The organism is Escherichia sp. MAL-1 (assembly GCF_052948035.1).
On sequence record NZ_CM129609.1, the window covers coordinates 3,111,822 to 3,129,213 of the forward strand.

General features: G+C 49.7%; 14 protein-coding genes and 1 pseudogene. 1 reads left to right on the forward strand and 14 read right to left on the reverse strand.

What is annotated here, in order from left to right; all coding sequences use genetic code 11:
* Positions 1 to 52: 52 nt before the first annotated feature.
* The 5 genes from pqiC to rlmKL form a co-directional block, all read right to left on the reverse strand.
* Entirely contained in the window at positions 53 to 616 is a 564-nt protein-coding gene (gene pqiC, locus ACU8XX_RS15605) for a membrane integrity-associated transporter subunit PqiC (protein WP_032173938.1), read from the reverse strand.
* Positions 613 to 2,253, reverse strand: coding sequence for an intermembrane transport protein PqiB (pqiB, locus tag ACU8XX_RS15610; protein WP_000445533.1), 1,641 nt, complete (start codon positions 2,251 to 2,253; stop codon positions 613 to 615). The genes pqiC and pqiB overlap by 4 nt, the downstream gene beginning before the upstream one ends.
* Positions 2,254 to 2,257: 4 nt before the next feature.
* Positions 2,258 to 3,511 (reverse strand): membrane integrity-associated transporter subunit PqiA, encoded by a 1,254-nt coding sequence (gene pqiA / locus ACU8XX_RS15615; protein WP_000333176.1) that lies wholly within the window; start codon positions 3,509 to 3,511, stop codon positions 2,258 to 2,260.
* Positions 3,512 to 3,640: 129 nt separating this feature from the next.
* Positions 3,641 to 5,548 (reverse strand): ABC transporter ATP-binding protein, encoded by a 1,908-nt coding sequence (locus ACU8XX_RS15620; RefSeq protein WP_000053099.1) that lies wholly within the window; start codon positions 5,546 to 5,548, stop codon positions 3,641 to 3,643.
* 11 nt (positions 5,549 to 5,559) lie between these two features.
* Complete coding sequence (gene rlmKL, locus ACU8XX_RS15625) at positions 5,560 to 7,668, reverse strand: bifunctional 23S rRNA (guanine(2069)-N(7))-methyltransferase RlmK/23S rRNA (guanine(2445)-N(2))-methyltransferase RlmL (protein ID WP_001086539.1); 2,109 nt, start codon at positions 7,666 to 7,668, stop codon at positions 5,560 to 5,562.
* A gap of 243 nt (positions 7,669 to 7,911) precedes the next feature.
* Here rlmKL and ycbX point away from each other — a divergent pair, with 243 nt between their 5' ends.
* Entirely contained in the window at positions 7,912 to 9,021 is a 1,110-nt protein-coding gene (gene ycbX / locus ACU8XX_RS15630; protein ID WP_000212426.1) for a 6-N-hydroxylaminopurine resistance protein YcbX, read from the forward strand.
* Here ycbX and zapC read toward each other — a convergent pair.
* From zapC to ACU8XX_RS15675, 9 genes and pseudogenes are all read right to left on the reverse strand, one after another.
* Positions 9,018 to 9,560: a cell division protein ZapC gene (gene zapC, locus ACU8XX_RS15635; protein ID WP_001295353.1), complete on the reverse strand. Its 543-nt coding sequence runs from the start codon at positions 9,558 to 9,560 to the stop codon at positions 9,018 to 9,020. The two genes, ycbX and zapC, sit on opposite strands and share 4 nt — an antisense overlap.
* A 173-nt stretch (positions 9,561 to 9,733) precedes the next feature.
* Positions 9,734 to 10,744, reverse strand: coding sequence for a quinone-dependent dihydroorotate dehydrogenase (gene pyrD, locus ACU8XX_RS15640; protein WP_001295352.1), 1,011 nt, complete (start codon positions 10,742 to 10,744; stop codon positions 9,734 to 9,736).
* A gap of 110 nt (positions 10,745 to 10,854) precedes the next feature.
* A complete protein-coding gene (locus ACU8XX_RS15645; protein ID WP_001111465.1) occupies positions 10,855 to 11,592 on the reverse strand; it encodes a fimbrial chaperone in 738 nt (245 codons plus the stop codon).
* Complete coding sequence (locus tag ACU8XX_RS15650) at positions 11,558 to 12,073, reverse strand: fimbrial protein (RefSeq protein WP_000919497.1); 516 nt, start codon at positions 12,071 to 12,073, stop codon at positions 11,558 to 11,560. The genes ACU8XX_RS15645 and ACU8XX_RS15650 overlap by 35 nt, the downstream gene beginning before the upstream one ends.
* A 7-nt stretch (positions 12,074 to 12,080) precedes the next feature.
* Positions 12,081 to 12,623, reverse strand: a complete 543-nt coding sequence (locus ACU8XX_RS15655) for a fimbrial protein (protein WP_000730614.1) — start codon at positions 12,621 to 12,623, stop codon at positions 12,081 to 12,083.
* 11 nt (positions 12,624 to 12,634) lie between these two features.
* Positions 12,635 to 13,705, reverse strand: a complete 1,071-nt coding sequence (locus ACU8XX_RS15660; protein WP_016242025.1) for a fimbrial protein — start codon at positions 13,703 to 13,705, stop codon at positions 12,635 to 12,637.
* Entirely contained in the window at positions 13,696 to 16,296 is a 2,601-nt protein-coding gene (locus ACU8XX_RS15665; RefSeq protein WP_016242024.1) for a fimbrial biogenesis usher protein, read from the reverse strand. The genes ACU8XX_RS15660 and ACU8XX_RS15665 overlap by 10 nt, the downstream gene beginning before the upstream one ends.
* Before the next feature lie 24 nt (positions 16,297 to 16,320).
* The gene (locus tag ACU8XX_RS15670) at positions 16,321 to 17,022 is read right to left on the reverse strand and encodes a fimbrial biogenesis chaperone (protein ID WP_016242023.1); all 702 of its coding nucleotides are present in this window, start codon (positions 17,020 to 17,022) and stop codon (positions 16,321 to 16,323) included.
* A gap of 82 nt (positions 17,023 to 17,104) precedes the next feature.
* Positions 17,105 to 17,377: pseudogene (locus ACU8XX_RS15675) on the reverse strand (fimbrial protein); the annotation flags it as partial.
* Between the last annotated feature and the right edge of the window lie 15 nt (positions 17,378 to 17,392).

Below are 17,392 nucleotides of genomic sequence, written 5' to 3' on the forward strand. Positions count from 1 at the left end.
AAACCGCCTCAGGCAACATACCGGAGACGGTTATATTTACAAATCTTTATAATTAAGGTAGACGCTTTATCTCTTGTGCAATAGAAGCGGCTTCCTGACTCCAGACACCGGCCAGCACTTTAACCATCTCATCGTAACCATCCTGAGTTTGCACTCCTTCCAGACGGAACGGACGTTTGATCAGTTGTCCCTGGTGGTTCAACAGCCACTCACCACTGACAATGACCTTGCCATCATAGCGACCGTTAAACTCCGTTACGGTAACATTGAGCGTGTCCTGGGCGCTTCCCAGAGGCTGGGAGGCAACCACCCAGCCGGGCAGTTGCGTACTCAGGTTGGCAACCAGGGTGTTGCGCAACTGTTGATCCAACGGGCTGGCCCACAAGTTGTTGTTGGCAATCACATACTTCACATCACTGGTTTGATAAACCACACCATTCCCCGCCAGATAGTCAGGAACAGTGACCTGCTCTACCCATAACAGACGATTGCCCTGGCTGGCGGTACTTTGTGTACCGCTCTGCACCACAGGTAACTGGTAATAGTTTTTATTAATTTCGCCGGAGCTGCATCCGGCCAGCCACAGTGCTGAAATCGTCACTAGCCACTTTTTCATTGTTTCGCCCTCTTCGGCTCTGGATCTTTTTTGTCCTTCGCTTCAAATACCAGCGCGTTACTCTTCTCATTGAGCGTTTTCAGCACCGGTTGCAGTTCTCGCAACACCTGATCAAGGCGCTGCATATCCGCCACCATCTTGTTGTAGGCTGCGGAGCCAGGCTGGAAGCCCTGCATGCTGCGATTCAATTCACGCAACGTTGACTGCATATCCGTCGGCAACTGCTGCATCGACTGGCTAGCGAGGATCTTGTTCATGCTATCCAGCGTCGTTTGCAGGTTTTTCATTGTGCGCTGACTTTCAGAAAGCGTACTGGTTGCCTGTTCAATCATCGGATTCAATGGCAGTTTGTTGATCTTATCCAACGCTTCCATCAGTCGTTGCTGGATTTGCGCCAGGCCGCCGCTAACGGTCGGGATAATCTGATAACCATTAAATTCACGAATACCGGTTATTGCAGGCGTATTTGGATAGAAATCGAGATCAACATACAGTGCACCAGTGACCAGGTTTCCGGTTTTCAGCGATCCGCGTAAACCACGTTTCAACAATTCGCCAAGGTGCTCAACAACATCCGCATTTTCGCCAAGCTGCATTTTCAGCCGCTCTGGCTCGATACGAATCAGTACCGGAATACGGTAATCATCGTTAAATGTCTGACGCATATTCGGCGCAAAGAATGGCACTTTGCTTACGGTACCCAGGCGAATACCCCGGAACTCTACCGGAGCTCCCGGTTGCAGACCGCGTACCGAATCTTTAAAGAACATCAGATAATCAATGTGATCGGTGTACAACGAATCCTGAATGCTCTTCTGATCATCATACAAAACGAAAGCTGTTTTCGGTGCCACTGGCTGCCCTAAATCCAGACCTTCCGGCACATCAAAGCTGACACCGCCACTCAGCAGCGTTGTCAATGAGCCCATCTCCACACGCATCCCTGCTGACGTCAGATCAACCGCAATGCCACTATCTTTCCAGAAGCGAACATTGTTGGTCACCAGTCGGTCATAAGGTGCATTGATGAACAGTTGATAGCTGATATTGCGTTTTTGTGTATCGAAGGTGCTGGTTTCAACCGAACCTACCCGATAGCCACGGAACAGCACCGGATCTCCTGGCGAGAGCTGCCCGGCTTTTTTGCTATCGAGAATCACACGGATACCTTTCGCATCAGGCGGGGCCAACGGTGGCGAGTCCAGCAAATCGTATTTATCCATTTTGCTGCCTTTCGCGCCTGGCTGCAGTTCGATATAAACTCCAGACAGCAGCGTTCCCAGGCCGCTAATCCCTTCGCGACCAATCTGCGGTTTCACCACCCAAAAGACGGTGTCTTTATGCAGCAATTTTTCCATACCGGAATTCAGCCGCGCTTTGATTTCAACGTGCGTCAAATCATCAGCCAGTGTGGCGCTTTCAACCACGCCGACGTCAACGCTACGGCTTTTAATGGTGGTTTTGCCACCTTCAATTCCTTCCGCATTCGCGGTGATCAGGGTCACTTCCGGTCCCTGATGGCTGTAATGATAAAAAAGAACCCAGGCCCCAATGAGCGCCGTGACGATAGGAAATATCCACACGGGAGACCAGTTCTTCACTTTCTGGATTTTGGCTTCCCCATTATTAGATTCCATACTGTCAGGACTCCTCATGCTCTGATTCAGGTTGACGATCCCACGACAAACGCGGGTCAAACGTCATAGCAGAAAACATTGTCATTATGACGACTAAAGCAAACATTAATGCACCCATTGCCGGATAAATACTCATTAAACCTCCCATACGCACCAGCGCCGAGAGCACCGCGATAACGAAAACGTCAATCATCGACCAGCGGCCTACAAACTCAACAACTTCATAAATCAAATGCATTCTTTCACTGTCGCGCTTGCCATGCCCTTTGGCATCCCAACACAGCCACGCGATGGCGATCATCTTTAACGTTGGCACCATAATACTGGCCAGAAAGATCACCGCAGCGACGGGATAAGAGCCTTCGCTCCATAACAGAATGACCCCAGCGAGAATCGTCGACGGCATCTTCGAGCCTAATAAATCCGTCACCATGATGGGCAAAATATTAGCCGGAAGATACAGCATGATGGACGTTACAAGCAGCGCGAGTGTCCACTGCAGGCTGTTTCTACGCCGAACGTACCCTTTGGTACTACAACGCGGGCACACGGGTTCATCAGCAGGAAGGATTGCCGTACAACAGGAGCACGAACGCAGCCCCTGACGTATCCCCGTGACGCCTGGTTTTAGCGGCTGGCGCAGTTCTGGCATCGGGGCGATGTCGTCCCATAACCAGCGACGATCAACGCACTGAAAAGCGCGCAGTTGCAGGACACAAAATAAACACCAGGGGAGAAAGCTGCTGCCTACCCCAATGCTGCCGTAAGCCATCAGTTTAACGAAACTGACCAGCACACCAGCGAGGAAAATCTCCGCCATTCCCCAGGTTTTGAGTTGAAAAAGCACCCGTGCCAGTTGCTCTTTTAAACGGACCGGTAATTCCGCGCGATTCACCAGTAACAGAATGGTTATCAGACAAAACGCGGGAACCAGTTGCACAAACAACAGGAAAAAGGTGCCGAGGCTGGCGTAGTCCTCAGAAAAAAGCACGCCGGGAATTTCCAGTAATGTAATTTCACTGGTAACTCCTGCAACGTTCATATTCACAAAAGGAAACAAGTTGGACAGCAACAACATGAACAGTGCAGCCAACGCATAGGCGGTGGGACGCTGCCGAGGGGCATCCCACGCCACGGTTAACGTTGTGCCACACCGGGGACATGCCGCTTTCTGACCATGCTCAAGGCGCGGTAACGCCACCAGCATGTCACACTGCGAGCACAGGATGTGCTTCGCGGCATGATGATGTTCGCACATTGGTACTCCTTAATGATGCGCTATTTTACAGATGACTAACAAAGTGTTGGTTTTCATGCCTGATAAACCCAGTTCATCAGGCAATTTTACCGTTGTCAGCTGTCTCTGTTTAAATCGACTATTTTGCGATCAGCCACCATTTTTTAACGCTTCAAGATACTCCCAGCGTTCAAAGGCTTGCTCCAGCTCCTGCTCTGCAGCAGCCATATCAGCAAGCACTTTTTGCGTCTGCTCATGCGGCTGACTGAAGAAGGAAGCATCCGCCACTTGCGTCTGTAGGGCTTCCAGCTTCGCCTCCAGATCTTCGAGCAATTGCGGTAGCTGCTCCAGTTCGCGCTGCAATTTATAGCTTAGTTTGCTACTGCTGCGTTTTACAGTTTCTGCTTTTGCCGCGGCGGCTTCTTCGGTTTTTTTCACCGCAGGCTGTTTGAGCGCCACATACTGCTCTTGCTGACCACGGGCATCATGATAACCGCCGACATAACGACCAATTTTACCGCCGCCTTCGAAGATCCAACATTCTGTAACGGTGTTATCGACAAACTGACGATCGTGGCTAACCAGCAATACCGTGCCCTGATAGCTGTCGATCAGTTCTTCCAGCAGTTCCAGCGTTTCGACATCAAGATCGTTGGTCGGTTCGTCAAGAATCAATAAGTTGCTTGGTTTGAGGAACAAACGCGCCAGCAGCAAGCGGTTCCGCTCACCGCCAGAAAGCGCACGTACCGGCGTCATCGCCCGTTTCGGATGGAACAGAAAGTCCTGCAAATAGCCCAATACGTGGCGTGGCTTGCCGTTAACCATCACCTCTTGCTTACCTTCGGCAAGGTTATCCATCACCGTTTTATCGGGATCCAGTTCCGCGCGGTGCTGATCGAAATAAGCCACTTCCAGTTTGGTGCCAACGTGAATACGCCCGCTGTCCGCTTGAAGCTGACCGAGCATCAGTTTTAGCAGCGTGGTTTTGCCGCACCCATTCGGACCAATCAGGGCAATTTTGTCGCCACGTAGAACCTGGGCAGAAAAATCTTTCACCAGTTGCTTACCGTTAACCTGGTAGCAAACGTCTTCCATTTCGAAAACGATTTTACCGGAGCGGCTGGCCTCTTCCACCTGCATCTTTGCGGTACCCATCACTTCGCGACGTTCACCACGTTCGCGACGCATCGCTTTCAGGGCGCGTACGCGGCCTTCATTACGGGTACGGCGTGCTTTGATCCCCTGGCGGATCCACACCTCTTCCTGCGCCAGTTTGCGATCGAACTCGGCATTTTGTAATTCTTCCACGCGCAGGGCTTCTTCTTTTTCCAGCAGGTACTGGTCGTAATTCCCTGGATAGGTCACCAGCTTGCCGCGATCGAGATCAACAATGCGCGTCGCCATATTGCGGATAAACGAACGGTCGTGGGAGATGAAAATAATCGTCCCGTTGAAAGTTTTCAAAAACCCTTCCAGCCAGTCGATGGTTTCAATATCCAGGTGGTTTGTCGGTTCATCAAGCAACAGCACGCGCGGATTACTCACCAGCGCGCGTCCTAATGCCGCTTTACGCAACCAGCCGCCGGAAAGCGACGACAGCGCAACGTTAGGATCTAACCCCAGTTGCGCCAGCACTTCGTTGATGCGGTTTTCCAGCTGCCACAGGTTGTGGTGATCCAGCTGTTCCTGAACCTTCGCCAGTTCGTTGAGATTTTTCTCGCTCGGGTCGTTCATCACCAGGCGCGAAATATCGTGATAGCGTTTCAGATATTCCGCTTGTTCTTCAATGCCTTCGGCAACGAAATCATAAACGCTACCCTCAACGTTACGCGGCGGATCCTGTTGCAGACGCGCTACAATCAAATCTTGCTCGTAAATAATGCGACCGTCATCCAGCCCTTGTTCACGGTTGAGGATTTTCATTAACGTCGATTTGCCTGCGCCGTTGCGGCCCACCAGACAAACACGTTCGTTATCTTCGATATGCAGTTCTGCGTTATCGAGAAGCGGCGCGTCGCTGAACGACAGCCATGCGCCATGCATACTGATTAATGACATTACTATTCCTTTCAGGCTGCGGTAATCAGCCAGCAGTTGTGGATCTGGCGGTTACGGGCGAAATCCTGGGAGAGCGTTTTTTGCGTAATTTCTTGTGCTTTCAGTCCCAGTTTTGCCAGGCCGTCGAGATCCATACGGAAGCCACGTTTGTTGTTCGAGAACATGATCGTCCCACCTGCACGCAGCAGACGTTTCAAATCTTTCATCAGCGCCAGATGATCGCGCTGAACATCAAACGCATCTTCCATTCGTTTTGAGTTAGAGAAGGTTGGCGGATCGATAAAGATCAGATCGAACTGTTCATTTGCCTCACGCAGCCACGCCAGGCAATCGGCCTGAATCAGGCGATGCGCACGCCCGGTCAGGCCATTCAGACGCAGGTTGCGTTCTGCCCATTCCAGATAAGTACGCGACATATCCACGGTGGTGGTGCTGCGTGCACCGCCTAATCCCGCATGCACGGTGGCGCTGCCGGTATAAGAGAACAGGTTGAGGAAATCTTTGCCTTTGCTCATCTGACCGAGCATACGACGGGCGATGCGGTGATCGAGGAACAGACCAGTATCGAGATAATCCGTCAGGTTCACCCACAAGTGAGCGTTATATTCGGTAACTTCAAGAAACTCGCCCTTCTCGCCCAGTTTCTGGTATTGGTTTTTGCCCTTCTGGCGTTCACGGGTTTTCAGCACCAGTTTGTTTGGCGCAATCCCCAGTACCGAAATGGTTGCAGCGATAATATCGAACAGACGCTGACGCGCTTTGTGAGCATCAATAGTTTTTGGCGGCGCATACTCCTGCACCACCACCCAGTCGGCATAACGGTCAACGGCAACGTTATATTCTGGCAGATCGGCGTCATACAGGCGGTAACATTCAATCCCTTCCTGGCGAGCCCACTTCTCGAATTTTTTGAGGTTCTTACGCAGGCGGTTGGTGTAGTCTTCCGCTACCATCGCCGGTTTGCTGTCTGGAGTGCTTTCGGCAACGTGGTAATTTTTCTGTACGCAGTCCAGCGGGCCGTTTTTCGCCTTGTACTGTTTGTCTGCACGCAGCTGCAAGCAGCTTAGCAGATCCGGCGAGGCACTAAACAAAGAGAGATTCCAGCCACCAAACTGGTTTTTCATGATCCGACCCAGCAGGCTATGCAGCGCAATCAGCGCCGGTTCGCTGTCCAGACGTTCCCCGTATGGCGGGTTGCTCAACACTGTGCCGTACGGCCCTTTCGGCAGCGGATTGGTCAGTTGCGCGACATCTTTCACCTCAAAGGTGATCAGTTCACCAATCCCCGCAAGACGGGCGTTAGTGCGTGCACGTTGAATCACCCGTGCGTCGCTGTCCGAACCGTAAAAATGAGAGCTATACTCAGCCAGGCCTTTACGGGCGCGAGTTTGCGCTTCCGCTTTCACTTCCTGCCAGATAGCTTCATCATGCTGCGCCCAGCCGCTAAAGCCCCAACGCCCACGGTGCAAGCCTGGTGCGCGATCGGTCGCCAGCATCGCTGCTTCAATCAGCAACGTACCGGAACCACACATCGGATCGAGCAGCGGTGTTCCTGGCTGCCAGCCGGATCGCATCACAATAGCGGCTGCCAGGGTTTCTTTGATCGGCGCAATACCAGCACGATCGCGATAGCCACGCAGATGTAAACCATCACCACTCAGATCAAGAGCGATACTGGCGGTTTCTTTATGCAGCCAGACGTTAACGCGGATATCCGGCGCATCGCGATCAACATTTGGACGCGGCAGATTTTTCCGCGTGAAAGCATCGACGATCGCGTCTTTCACTTTCATCGCGCCGTACTGACTGTTGCGGATGGTGTCATTCAAACCACTGAAGTGGACAGCGAAGGTCGCGCCAGGATTAAACATCTCTGTCCAGTTGATCGCCTGAACACCGAGATAGAGGTCTAAATCGCTGTAAACCTTACACTCGCCCAGCGGCAACATAATACGCGAGGCCAGGCGGCTCCACATCAGGCTCTGGTAAACAAGCCGTGTGTCGCCCTTGAAATGGACCCCACCCTGAACCACCTGGCATTCAACGGCCCCCAGGTTTTCCAGTTCAGTTTTTAACAGCTCTTCCAGCCCACGGGCCGTACTGGCAAACAGAGAATTCATATCGTCACTTTTACTCTAAGAGCCTACCGCAGTAGGCGTAATTGTTGCAGTCAGTCTGGACATGGACAGCGCGGAGAAACCGGAGCGTACACAAGTACGTGAGGATTTCGAGCATAACCCAGGGCCAAACTGACAAATAAAATAGCCTAATGGGACAGGCGCTAAGAAAATTGTTGCGCATTATAGCTAATAAGCGCGTCATGTCATAAAGTTGAGGGCTTATTTTCATTTGAGGACCGCACCGTGGCGACATTAATCCGGCTTTTTATTCATCCTGTTAAATCGATGCGCGGCATTGGTCTTACACATGCTCTGGCAGATGTCAGTGGTCTGGCCTTCGATCGCATCTTTATGATCACGGAACCTGACGGTACGTTTATTACCGCTCGCCAGTTTCCCCAGATGGTACGGTTTACTCCTTCACCTGTGCATGATGGCTTGCATCTCACCGCACCAGATGGCAGTAGCGCATATGTTCGTTTTGCTGATTTCGCCACACAAGACGCACCAACCGAAGTTTGGGGCACACATTTTACCGCGCGAATTGCGCCAGACGCGATCAACAAATGGCTAAGTGGATTTTTCTCCCGCGAAGTGCAATTACGCTGGGTGGGGCCACAAATGACCCGGCGCGTGAAACGCCACAACACTGTACCTCTGTCATTTGCTGATGGCTATCCTTACCTTCTTGCTAACGAAGCCTCGTTACGTGATCTCCAACAACGTTGTCCGGCCAGTGTAAAAATGGAGCAATTCCGCCCCAATCTGGTGGTTTCCGGCGCGTCAGCCTGGGAAGAAGATCGCTGGAAAGTGATTCGCATTGGTGATGTGGTGTTTGATGTGGTTAAACCTTGTAGCCGCTGTATTTTCACCACCGTCAGCCCAGAAAAAGGGCAAAAACATCCGGCAGGCGAACCATTAAAAACATTGCAATCTTTCCGCACTGCCCAGGATAACGGCGATGTCGATTTTGGTCAGAATTTAATTGCCCGTAATAGCGGCGTGATTCGCGTTGGCGATGAGGTGGAAATTCTGGCAACGGCTCCGGCAAAAATTTACGGCGCAGCTGCCGCTGATGATACCGCCAACATCACGCAACAACCGGACGCAAATGTAGATATTGACTGGCAGGGACAGGCATTTCGTGGAAATAACCAACAGGTGTTGCTGGAGCAATTAGAAAATCAGGGAATTCGTATCCCTTATTCTTGCCGCGCGGGCATTTGTGGAAGTTGCCGTGTTCAGCTTTTAGAAGGCGAAGTCACGCCGCTGAAAAAATCAGCAATGGGCGATGATGGCACCATTCTTTGCTGTAGCTGTGTACCGAAGACTGCACTTAAGTTGGCGCGTTAGACTGCCTGTTCGAGGCTGAAGCTGTCAACATTAACCTGCGGTTTCAGCCTGTCGTTCATGATTTTAATGGCGTCGCCCAACTGCATCGCGCGACCCGCAATAACAACGCAGGGTTGTGCCAGCAGGCATAGTGCGGCATTTTCGCCAGATTCAACGACCAGCAAATTGACCTGCTCGTGAGTATCGCTCAACCAAACGCAGGCCGCATCGCCCGGCATGGGCACCCACATTTCACCATGGGAAACAAAATGCCAGCTTTTCGGCATTTGCGGTTTGAGATAGCGAATTGCTACCAGTGCATTCAGCACCAGTTCGGCTTTTTGTTCTTTAGATAAATTAAAATCGCGGCACTTTTCTTCAAAAGAGAAATAGAGCGCGGCGTCGTCAACGCAAAAGCCTGCGGGAGAAAAGGCATCTGGAGTCAACATCTTGCGCGCAAAACGTGAGCGAAATAGCATACCATTGGCTAAATCGAGCATCATTCGATCGTGCTCTTCATCGTAATACCAACGCCAGTTATCGTCTGGTTTAATTCGCATCTGCCTCTCCCCTACCCTATAAAACCGCAGCAACACAATCCATTGTCGCTTCGCTTAATAACCTCAACAATAAAAGTACAAAATGTCTAAATAAGCAACAGAGATGAATATAAAACAACCAGGGCTGAAAATAAAGCCCTGATTATCTTATAAAGAGGAATTCGAAGAAATAATTAGATATGGGTAACGATTTCTTTAATCAGCGGCGGACCTTTAAAAATAAAACCAGAATAAATTTGCACCAGTGAGGCACCCGCAGCAATCTTTTCACGCGCAGCGATAACCGAGTCGATGCCGCCAACACCGATGATCGGTAAGCGACCGTTTAATTCCAGTGACAAGCGGCGAATAATTTCGGTGCTTTTTAACTGAAGCGGACGACCACTTAAGCCACCGGTTTGATCGCAATTTTTCATTCCCTGAACAAGAGAACGATCGAGTGTGGTATTGGTTGCAATAACGCCATCAATATTATGGCGAACTAAACTATCGGCAACCTGGATCAATTCTTCTTCAGAAAGATCCGGCGCGATCTTCACTGCGATCGGCACATATTTATGGTGCATCGCTTGCAAATCATTTTGCTTATTTTTAATCGCGGTTAAGAGATCATCCAGCGCTTCACCATATTGCAGCGTGCGTAATCCTGGGGTATTCGGCGATGAAATATTGATGGCGATATATCCCGCATAGGCATAGATTTTTTCCATACAAATCAGATAGTCATCTTTGCCCTGCTCCACTGGCGTATCTTTATTTTTGCCGATGTTAATACCCAGGACGCCGTCATAATGGGCCTTTTTTACGTTCTCTACGAGGTTATCAACGCCAAGATTATTAAAGCCCATACGGTTGATCAAACCTTCGGCATCTACCAGACGAAAGAGACGCGGCTTGTCATTACCTGGCTGTGGACGTGGCGTGACGGTACCGATCTCGATCGATCCAAATCCCATCGCGCCTAACGCGTCAATGCACTCCCCGTCTTTATCAAGACCGGCTGCCAGACCAAGCGGATTTTTAAACGTCAGGCCCATGCAGTTAACAGGTTTCGCAGGCACTTTCTGCCGCACCAGTGCTTCAAACGGCGTTCCTGTAATACGGCGTAATTGCTGAAAAGTAAACTCATGAGCGCGCTCTGGATCGAGCTGGAAAAGGGCTTTACGAACGAAGGGGTAGTACATGAACTCTCCTGGATTCCCGGTGTGCAAACCGGGGGCGTATTATGTGCGAGTTCGGACCAAAAGGGAATTGACCTGCGGCAAAAAAAACGCAAACGTTTTCCGAACCTGTTTCAGGGCAGATTTTGCTCCTTCTTTGCACTCAACCCGCCGTAATCATTTATCGCCCGCCAGGCGACATGACACGGTGCGATTGCCTGACACCAGCTTGTCTGACGCTGGCTTTTAGGCGGCACAACTCCCACATTACTTAACGCTTTACCATTTACACTCACCTGAATCAGGTTAATGTAATAAGGCGTTGGGTTAGTGAGTTGTACACCCTGCGAATTCCGTGTCCAGCGTAATTGTTGATAAGCTTCCAGCGGGTCGCCCGGCAAACCTTCGGGTCGCCAGAACAGTTTAAATACCGAGCGCATCGCCACTTTTACGCTCTGATTTTCAACTTTGCCGGATGGCACGCTGGCAATGCTTAACTCAAATAGCGTTTCGCGATCCACAGGCAAGATGTCGCTTTCCGTTCTCAGCAAGCGCAACGTGCCTGTCGTACCGGGCTTCAGGAGAATAAGTGGCGGAGCGGCCAGTAATGGTGCTGGCACTGTCGACGCTTCCCCCCCGGCCCAACGCGTTGGGCGGTTGATTTTACTGTTAATAAGCCAGGATTCCTGACTGGTATTAGTCAGTAAAATAGATATCGATTCTCTGTCTGCCGGAAAGATAAATCGCGTTCCGCCGACCACCACTCCTGCCTGCAATTCACCCGCCACCAGCAGCGATAAAACGGCGAAAATCAAGAGCGCCAATCTGTTCCACGTATTAGTCATAATGAAGTACAAATGTCGCGCTGGCATTCACTTTACCCGACTGCACATCGCTATTGACAGGTCGCAATTGCGCATAAAAAGTTAATGGCACCTTACCGCTATGTAGGCTGTAGTCTTTACTCGCCTGGTTAAGCGGAATCAATATCTTCGCATCATCCAGAATCGCAATTGCCAGCCCGCTGGCTGCATCCGTACCACTTTCAATGGACAACATTTCGCTCTGCACTCCGTCGGGGGTTCCTGAAAAGGTGACGTCAACCGTGCTGACATCTGTTCCGCAATCCTGCAAATTAATGATGAAAGATTTCTCCGGGCCATAATTCCCATGAGAAAAACGTGTCAGCGAGACATCGCCTAACTGCACATTGATTTGCTTGCTATCCTGTGCCAGCACGCATGTATTACGGCGAAACGATCCGCTAATGTTGACCGTGCCATCATGGGCAAATAGCTCACAGCCCCACGTTAATCCCAATAAGAACAGAATCCAGATTATCCGTTTCAACATCACTCCTTCACTGGTAAACCAGATCAAAATAGAGAACCGCCGTCGCATTACCGCCCGTTGCTCCCGCCTTTGTGGACTTATAACGAAGTTGATATTTGAGTGTGTTATCCCCGGCTTTTAAGGGCGTAAGAGGCTGGACCTGATTGAGCGGGATTTCTTGCTGACTTTGCGCATCAAGAATTTGCACGGCAATCCCCGTTGCCATACCACCGCTTCCGCCTGTGTCAGTTAGTTTGAGCAGTGTCGGCGCAAGGGTGTCAGCCTCGCCGCTAAAAAGGACGTCCGCGCCAGTAATACCAGCGGCACAACCGGTGATATCGATATTCAAATCAGCAGCAGTGCTTACGGTATTCGCGGCCTGAAAATCACTGATATTAAAATCACCAATATGAATATTTTGTAATGCACTTTTGGTGGCGACATCACAGCCCTGATCGACCACATTCCCATAAATATGCATACTAACTTGTTCAGGCCCAGCCATCCCGACATGGATGTTAAGAATGCTAAAGAACAAGATAACGCACTGAAATATCGTTTTTTTCTTCATACGTTCACGCGTTAATCAAAATTTATTCTCACCGTTGCCGTGGCTTCAAATCGCCCGGTTTCTGGTGGTACACCTGTCGTGCTGACTGGATAGACATTCATTCGCGCGATACTGTCTGCATCATCAGGAATAGAGAGCGGTAATGTTCCACCAGCAGGGGAAATAATGTTGTTCTGGCTATCGGTCACCACCACGCCCACGCTAGGACGTGACGTCTTAATCGCCTGGGGATAGCTGGGGTCTGTGGTTGCCGTCAGACTCAGGTTGACATTAACTAATCCCGCGTTTCCCGTGTTACACCTGACTGGAATTGCAAGTTCTGCCGTTCTGGCCCCAAGAGGTTTATGCCCTACAACACGGAAATTGGCAGCGAAGACATCACCTAAATCAACTTCAATTGTCTCTCCGGCATTGACGGAACATGAGCCAAGTGAATTGATCGTACCAGACAGGTAATACACTAAAACCGGTGTACCTGTAGTCGTGCAGGAATCACCTGCGGGTATGTTGTAGCATTCATATAATCGCGCCAGCGCCATAGGAGGAATGACGACCGAGCCAACGAACGGCTGCAATATTTTCAGGGAAAAGCTACCGCTATTACCGCTTGCCCCCTGCCCACCTAAACGTTGACCGCCAGGGTCGCAAATATGCCATCGGGTATCCCCCCCTGTGCCCACGTTTTCGAAAGGAACCGCAGTAGGAGAACTGCCTTTAACCTGCAATAAAACTTTGGCGGCAAGATAGTCATTAATTTTGTACCAGTTGTCGCCTAAATAGACTAACGGTGAATCCGCGGCGAATGCCCATCGGCCACTTCTGACATTGTCTTTATCGCAATCACAGGAAACATAATAATCATTCGATTCGTTCCACTGATAAAATTTGTCTTTAACTACCCCTGCCGTATTTGCTTCTTCCTCCAGGGTTTTAACGCCAAAATTGACGCCAATATACGGATTCCCCTGAGTAGTATGACACTGCCCGCTATAAGCAGCGGTTTGAGCGCACCATAGCATTAAGACGGCGGCAAAAAATAGTCGTAGTAATGACACGCATTTTTCTCCAAAGATTATCTGCATATGGCATCCATTCGCGTAATCGCAGAGTTAATTTGTTGTTCGGTAAGCTCGTAATTGATATGACAAATTTGATCGGGAGCTTCGCCCCAGCGCACGCTTATTGTTCCCTTCGCCGGTAAACCCGCCATATAGAGCGAGCCATCATCATCAATTATGCCGCTATTAGCCTGTACGCCGTCCAGCGTCGCTATCGCGCCAAAACGCAGCGGTATACCCTGCTTTGATGTTTTCATTAATACCCTTGCACCCGCATGGGCATTGAACTCCGCCAGAACCAACGCCCCTTTGGTGGGAACCACGTTGACTACTGCATTTTCAAGATCCACGTTACGTTTTAACGACGCCGCATCAAGTGCGATTCGATTTTCCCGATAAGAAGTGGCATAAGGAACAACGGTATATCCGCGCCAGTCAGTTTTCAGCCCGGTGCTGTTCGCCACACGAGTATTCTCTGCGCCTGGTGCTGCAATCAGAACGTTAGTTTCCCCCAGCGATTGCCCCAGGGTAATGCCCTGTGAATGGGCAACTAAACTGCCTGAAAGAGCGTAGTTCAGTTGTTGTTGACTGCCGTTATCGCTGTAGTTGTAGCCCACTCGGGCATCCGCAAACGCCCCTTTGTAATCCATGCTGGCGCTACCATTAGCCGTTTTCCCCTCGCTGTTATATCCCTGTTGCACGCTGTAGCTCAGGTTACCGTCATCGAGTAATGTCTCCGTTAAACCCAGGTTTTGTGTAGTGTGCCCTTCGTTATCGATACTGGTGTTAGAGGTCATCCAGGCGTAATTTTTTTTCCTGGTATAGCTATCATTACTTCTGGGGAGCAACAGATTGAGCGGCAGGGAAAAATTTAGAGCAAACACCTGATCAGCATCAGGTTGACCACGGGACTTACTGTAGTTCCAGGAAATCCCCAGCGAAAGATCTTTAATTTGCGTGTTGTAGCCAAACTGTAATAGCCGATCCTGTTGATCCGTATGCCAGTAAGTTTGCTGGCTACCACTTAAATAAAACGAACCGTACTCGCCTAATTGCTGGGAGATATTGACCTGCAGTTTGCCACGTTTGGTGTAAAACAAATTGTAATAACGCGACCACATCGGCGTATCTTCATCATCACCGTCATTAAATTCGTAGCCATCCATATGTTTATACATGGTGTCGGAAAGGGTGTAGAAACCCGACGTCGAATAGCGATAGCCCATCAATTGAAAGTTAGTGCCCAAGTGGTTGAGCGTTTTGGCATACAGAAAACGATATGACTGACCTTTATGTTCGCTTTGATCTGCTAGCGTACTCTTCGCCTGGGTCGCATCGAACGAAATTGCTCCGAAATCGCCGAGGTTAAATCCCAGACCAAACATGGCGGCACGGTAATATTCAGCATATTGTCCACCACCATACCAGGTCGTTCCCCACGGTCCGCCCCACTGCAACGTGGCCTGGGCAAATTTGCTCTCCTGCTGTTCATTACTATTGGTTCTGTATTTCGCCAGTGTCACCGCGTATTTGATTCGCCCCTGACGCTGGAGTAATGGCACACTGGAGAACGGTACGCTGTAGCTATTGACGCTGCCGTCCGCTTCTTTGATTTCAACTAACAAATCACCGCTCGACGACGTGGAATAGAGATCACTAATTTCAAAAGCACCAGGCGATACATAAGTTTGGTAAATGGTGTAACCATTTTGCTTAATCGTTATCTGGGCATTGCTTTTGGCGATACCACGCACCACAGGCGCAAACCCTTTCAGGCTGTCTGGCAGCATGTTGTCATCTGACGCCAGCTGCACACCACGAAAGCTGACACTATCGAAAAAATCGCCTGCAGTATAATCATCACCTACGGTCAGTTCGCCTTTTAGTGGAATAACCGCCCGCTGCAAATAGCTGCTGAGATTCTTCCATTCTGCGGTTTGGCCACTACTGCGACTCCATGTTGAATTGTTGCGCAATCTCCATGGGCCTAAATTAACGCCACTGTTTAAATTCAGAAAATAGCTGTCGCCAGAATCACTGTCTGCGCTGCTATGAATACTGTTAGCCCCGCTAAACGAATATCCCAGTAATAGCGCGTTGATCCCTTCATCCCAACGTTCAGGGGGGACATAACCACGGGCATTACTTTTGATGGCGATTTGCGGTACTGAAATTTCCAGACGGAGTTTATTCACATTAAACGTTACGCTGGCATCCGGAATAATCTCCGCCAATGGCACACACGCTTGTTTGTCCAGTTGTTTAAAAGCCGGAAACGCATCAGTATTAACACCCATTGCATCCAGGCTTTCAGTCGTCAAACAGGCGGCAATCCCCTTCTCTGGCGTTAACTCAACAAAATTGACGTTGCGCGTATCTACAATTGTCTGATTCAGAACAATATCGACACGATAAACCCCTGGCGTTATTTTTTGTCCTTTTTCGAAACGAGACAAATCGGCCACCATTGAGGGATCATCTTTGAAAAAGGCAGGATCGAACCAGGTTTCAGCTTGTGCATTGAACGCTGCCGACACAAACACCACCAGCCCACCAATAAACGATGGCACTCCACCAGAGCTTAACAGGCTGTGTTGTCGGTGAGTTCTATACATCTCGCTCTCTTAACTGAAGACGAATTACGATTTACAGTTGAGTTGCGGCGTTTCCGCCCCGTAGTCATTGATGGTTCGATACGTTACGCTGCTATTTTTGGCACCCTTTGGCAGAGAGAATTGGTATTTATCAAAGGGGGAAATCATTTGATTTTTAACTACCTTTCCACCTATTTTCAGGTCTGTCAGGGTAATGAAATAAGGTGTTGGGTTACTGACCGTAACCATGTCAGCTGACGAAGTGCAACGCAGTTTCGCCGGAGCCTCGGCTAAGGGATACGCTAAACCTTTTGGTCGCCAGAAAAGTTTGATGACGCTTTGTGTGGCAATCTTCAGGGTATTTCCCTCTTCCCGCTTCGTTGTTGAAGGGACTGCCCGTACGCTAGTGAAGAAAAGGGTTTCTCTGTCTTTCGCCAACGGCGCTCCAATGTACATAATGCGTAACAGATTCTCATTTGCCGGATTCAGCACAAATAGCGGTGGTGTAATAATAAAGTCTGCTGATTTTTTATTATCTGGGGTCATCACCCATGACTGAATAAGATAAGGAACATCCGGACTGGTGTTACGTACACCCAGTGAAATTTGCTCTTCACCTTCTGAATAAACAAGACGTGTTGCTGCAAGTCCAATCCCGCCTTTACCTGCCGCCCATGCGGATGAGCAGCTGAGTAATATTGCCGTTAAACTTACGGTCACAATTCCCTTTGTTATGCAAGTTTTCATAAATAGTCACTCTTAAAAAATATGAATATCCCCTCCAGAACACTGGAGGGGTACTAATTAATAAAACAATTAATGAGTTCTATTAATAATAGTTAATATGGAAATTTGTTACCGCATTCACATTACCTGAAGTCGCTTTCCCCGTAGCGATATAATCAACTTTAAAAGTCAACGTCTGATCTCCATCCTGCAACAAAATGTTCCCGGTTTCTGTGTCTGGCGTGATGGCCGTTGTACCATCATTCATATACATTTGCAGGGCCACGTTTGTAGCAGCATCAGATGAGGCCTGGTTAGCAAACGCTGTAATCTGAGTAGTATCCGCAGTGCCATTAAAGGTGAACGTTGTAGATTCAATTGGTCAACGCAA

What these genes read in the sequence shown, in the direction of transcription:
- ACU8XX_RS15655 (WP_000730614.1), bottom strand. Translation starts at nt 12,623, where the DNA reads ATGAAGAAAAAAACGATATTTCAGTGCGTTATCTTGTTCTTTAGCATT.
- pyrD (WP_001295352.1), bottom strand. Translation starts at nt 10,744, where the DNA reads ATGTACTACCCCTTCGTTCGTAAAGCCCTTTTCCAGCTCGATCCAGAG.
- rlmKL (WP_001086539.1), bottom strand. Translation starts at nt 7,668, where the DNA reads ATGAATTCTCTGTTTGCCAGTACGGCCCGTGGGCTGGAAGAGCTGTTA.
- ACU8XX_RS15650 (WP_000919497.1), bottom strand. Translation starts at nt 12,073, where the DNA reads ATGTTGAAACGGATAATCTGGATTCTGTTCTTATTGGGATTAACGTGG.
- pqiB (WP_000445533.1), bottom strand. Translation starts at nt 2,253, where the DNA reads ATGGAATCTAATAATGGGGAAGCCAAAATCCAGAAAGTGAAGAACTGG.
- zapC (WP_001295353.1), bottom strand. Translation starts at nt 9,560, where the DNA reads ATGCGAATTAAACCAGACGATAACTGGCGTTGGTATTACGATGAAGAG.
- pqiA (WP_000333176.1), bottom strand. Translation starts at nt 3,511, where the DNA reads ATGTGCGAACATCATCATGCCGCGAAGCACATCCTGTGCTCGCAGTGT.
- ACU8XX_RS15665 (WP_016242024.1), bottom strand. Translation starts at nt 16,296, where the DNA reads ATGTATAGAACTCACCGACAACACAGCCTGTTAAGCTCTGGTGGAGTG.
- pqiC (WP_032173938.1), bottom strand. Translation starts at nt 616, where the DNA reads ATGAAAAAGTGGCTAGTGACGATTTCAGCACTGTGGCTGGCCGGATGC.
- ACU8XX_RS15670 (WP_016242023.1), bottom strand. Translation starts at nt 17,022, where the DNA reads ATGAAAACTTGCATAACAAAGGGAATTGTGACCGTAAGTTTAACGGCA.
- ACU8XX_RS15620 (WP_000053099.1), bottom strand. Translation starts at nt 5,548, where the DNA reads ATGTCATTAATCAGTATGCATGGCGCATGGCTGTCGTTCAGCGACGCG.
- ACU8XX_RS15660 (WP_016242025.1), bottom strand. Translation starts at nt 13,705, where the DNA reads ATGCAGATAATCTTTGGAGAAAAATGCGTGTCATTACTACGACTATTT.
- ACU8XX_RS15645 (WP_001111465.1), bottom strand. Translation starts at nt 11,592, where the DNA reads ATGCCAGCGCGACATTTGTACTTCATTATGACTAATACGTGGAACAGA.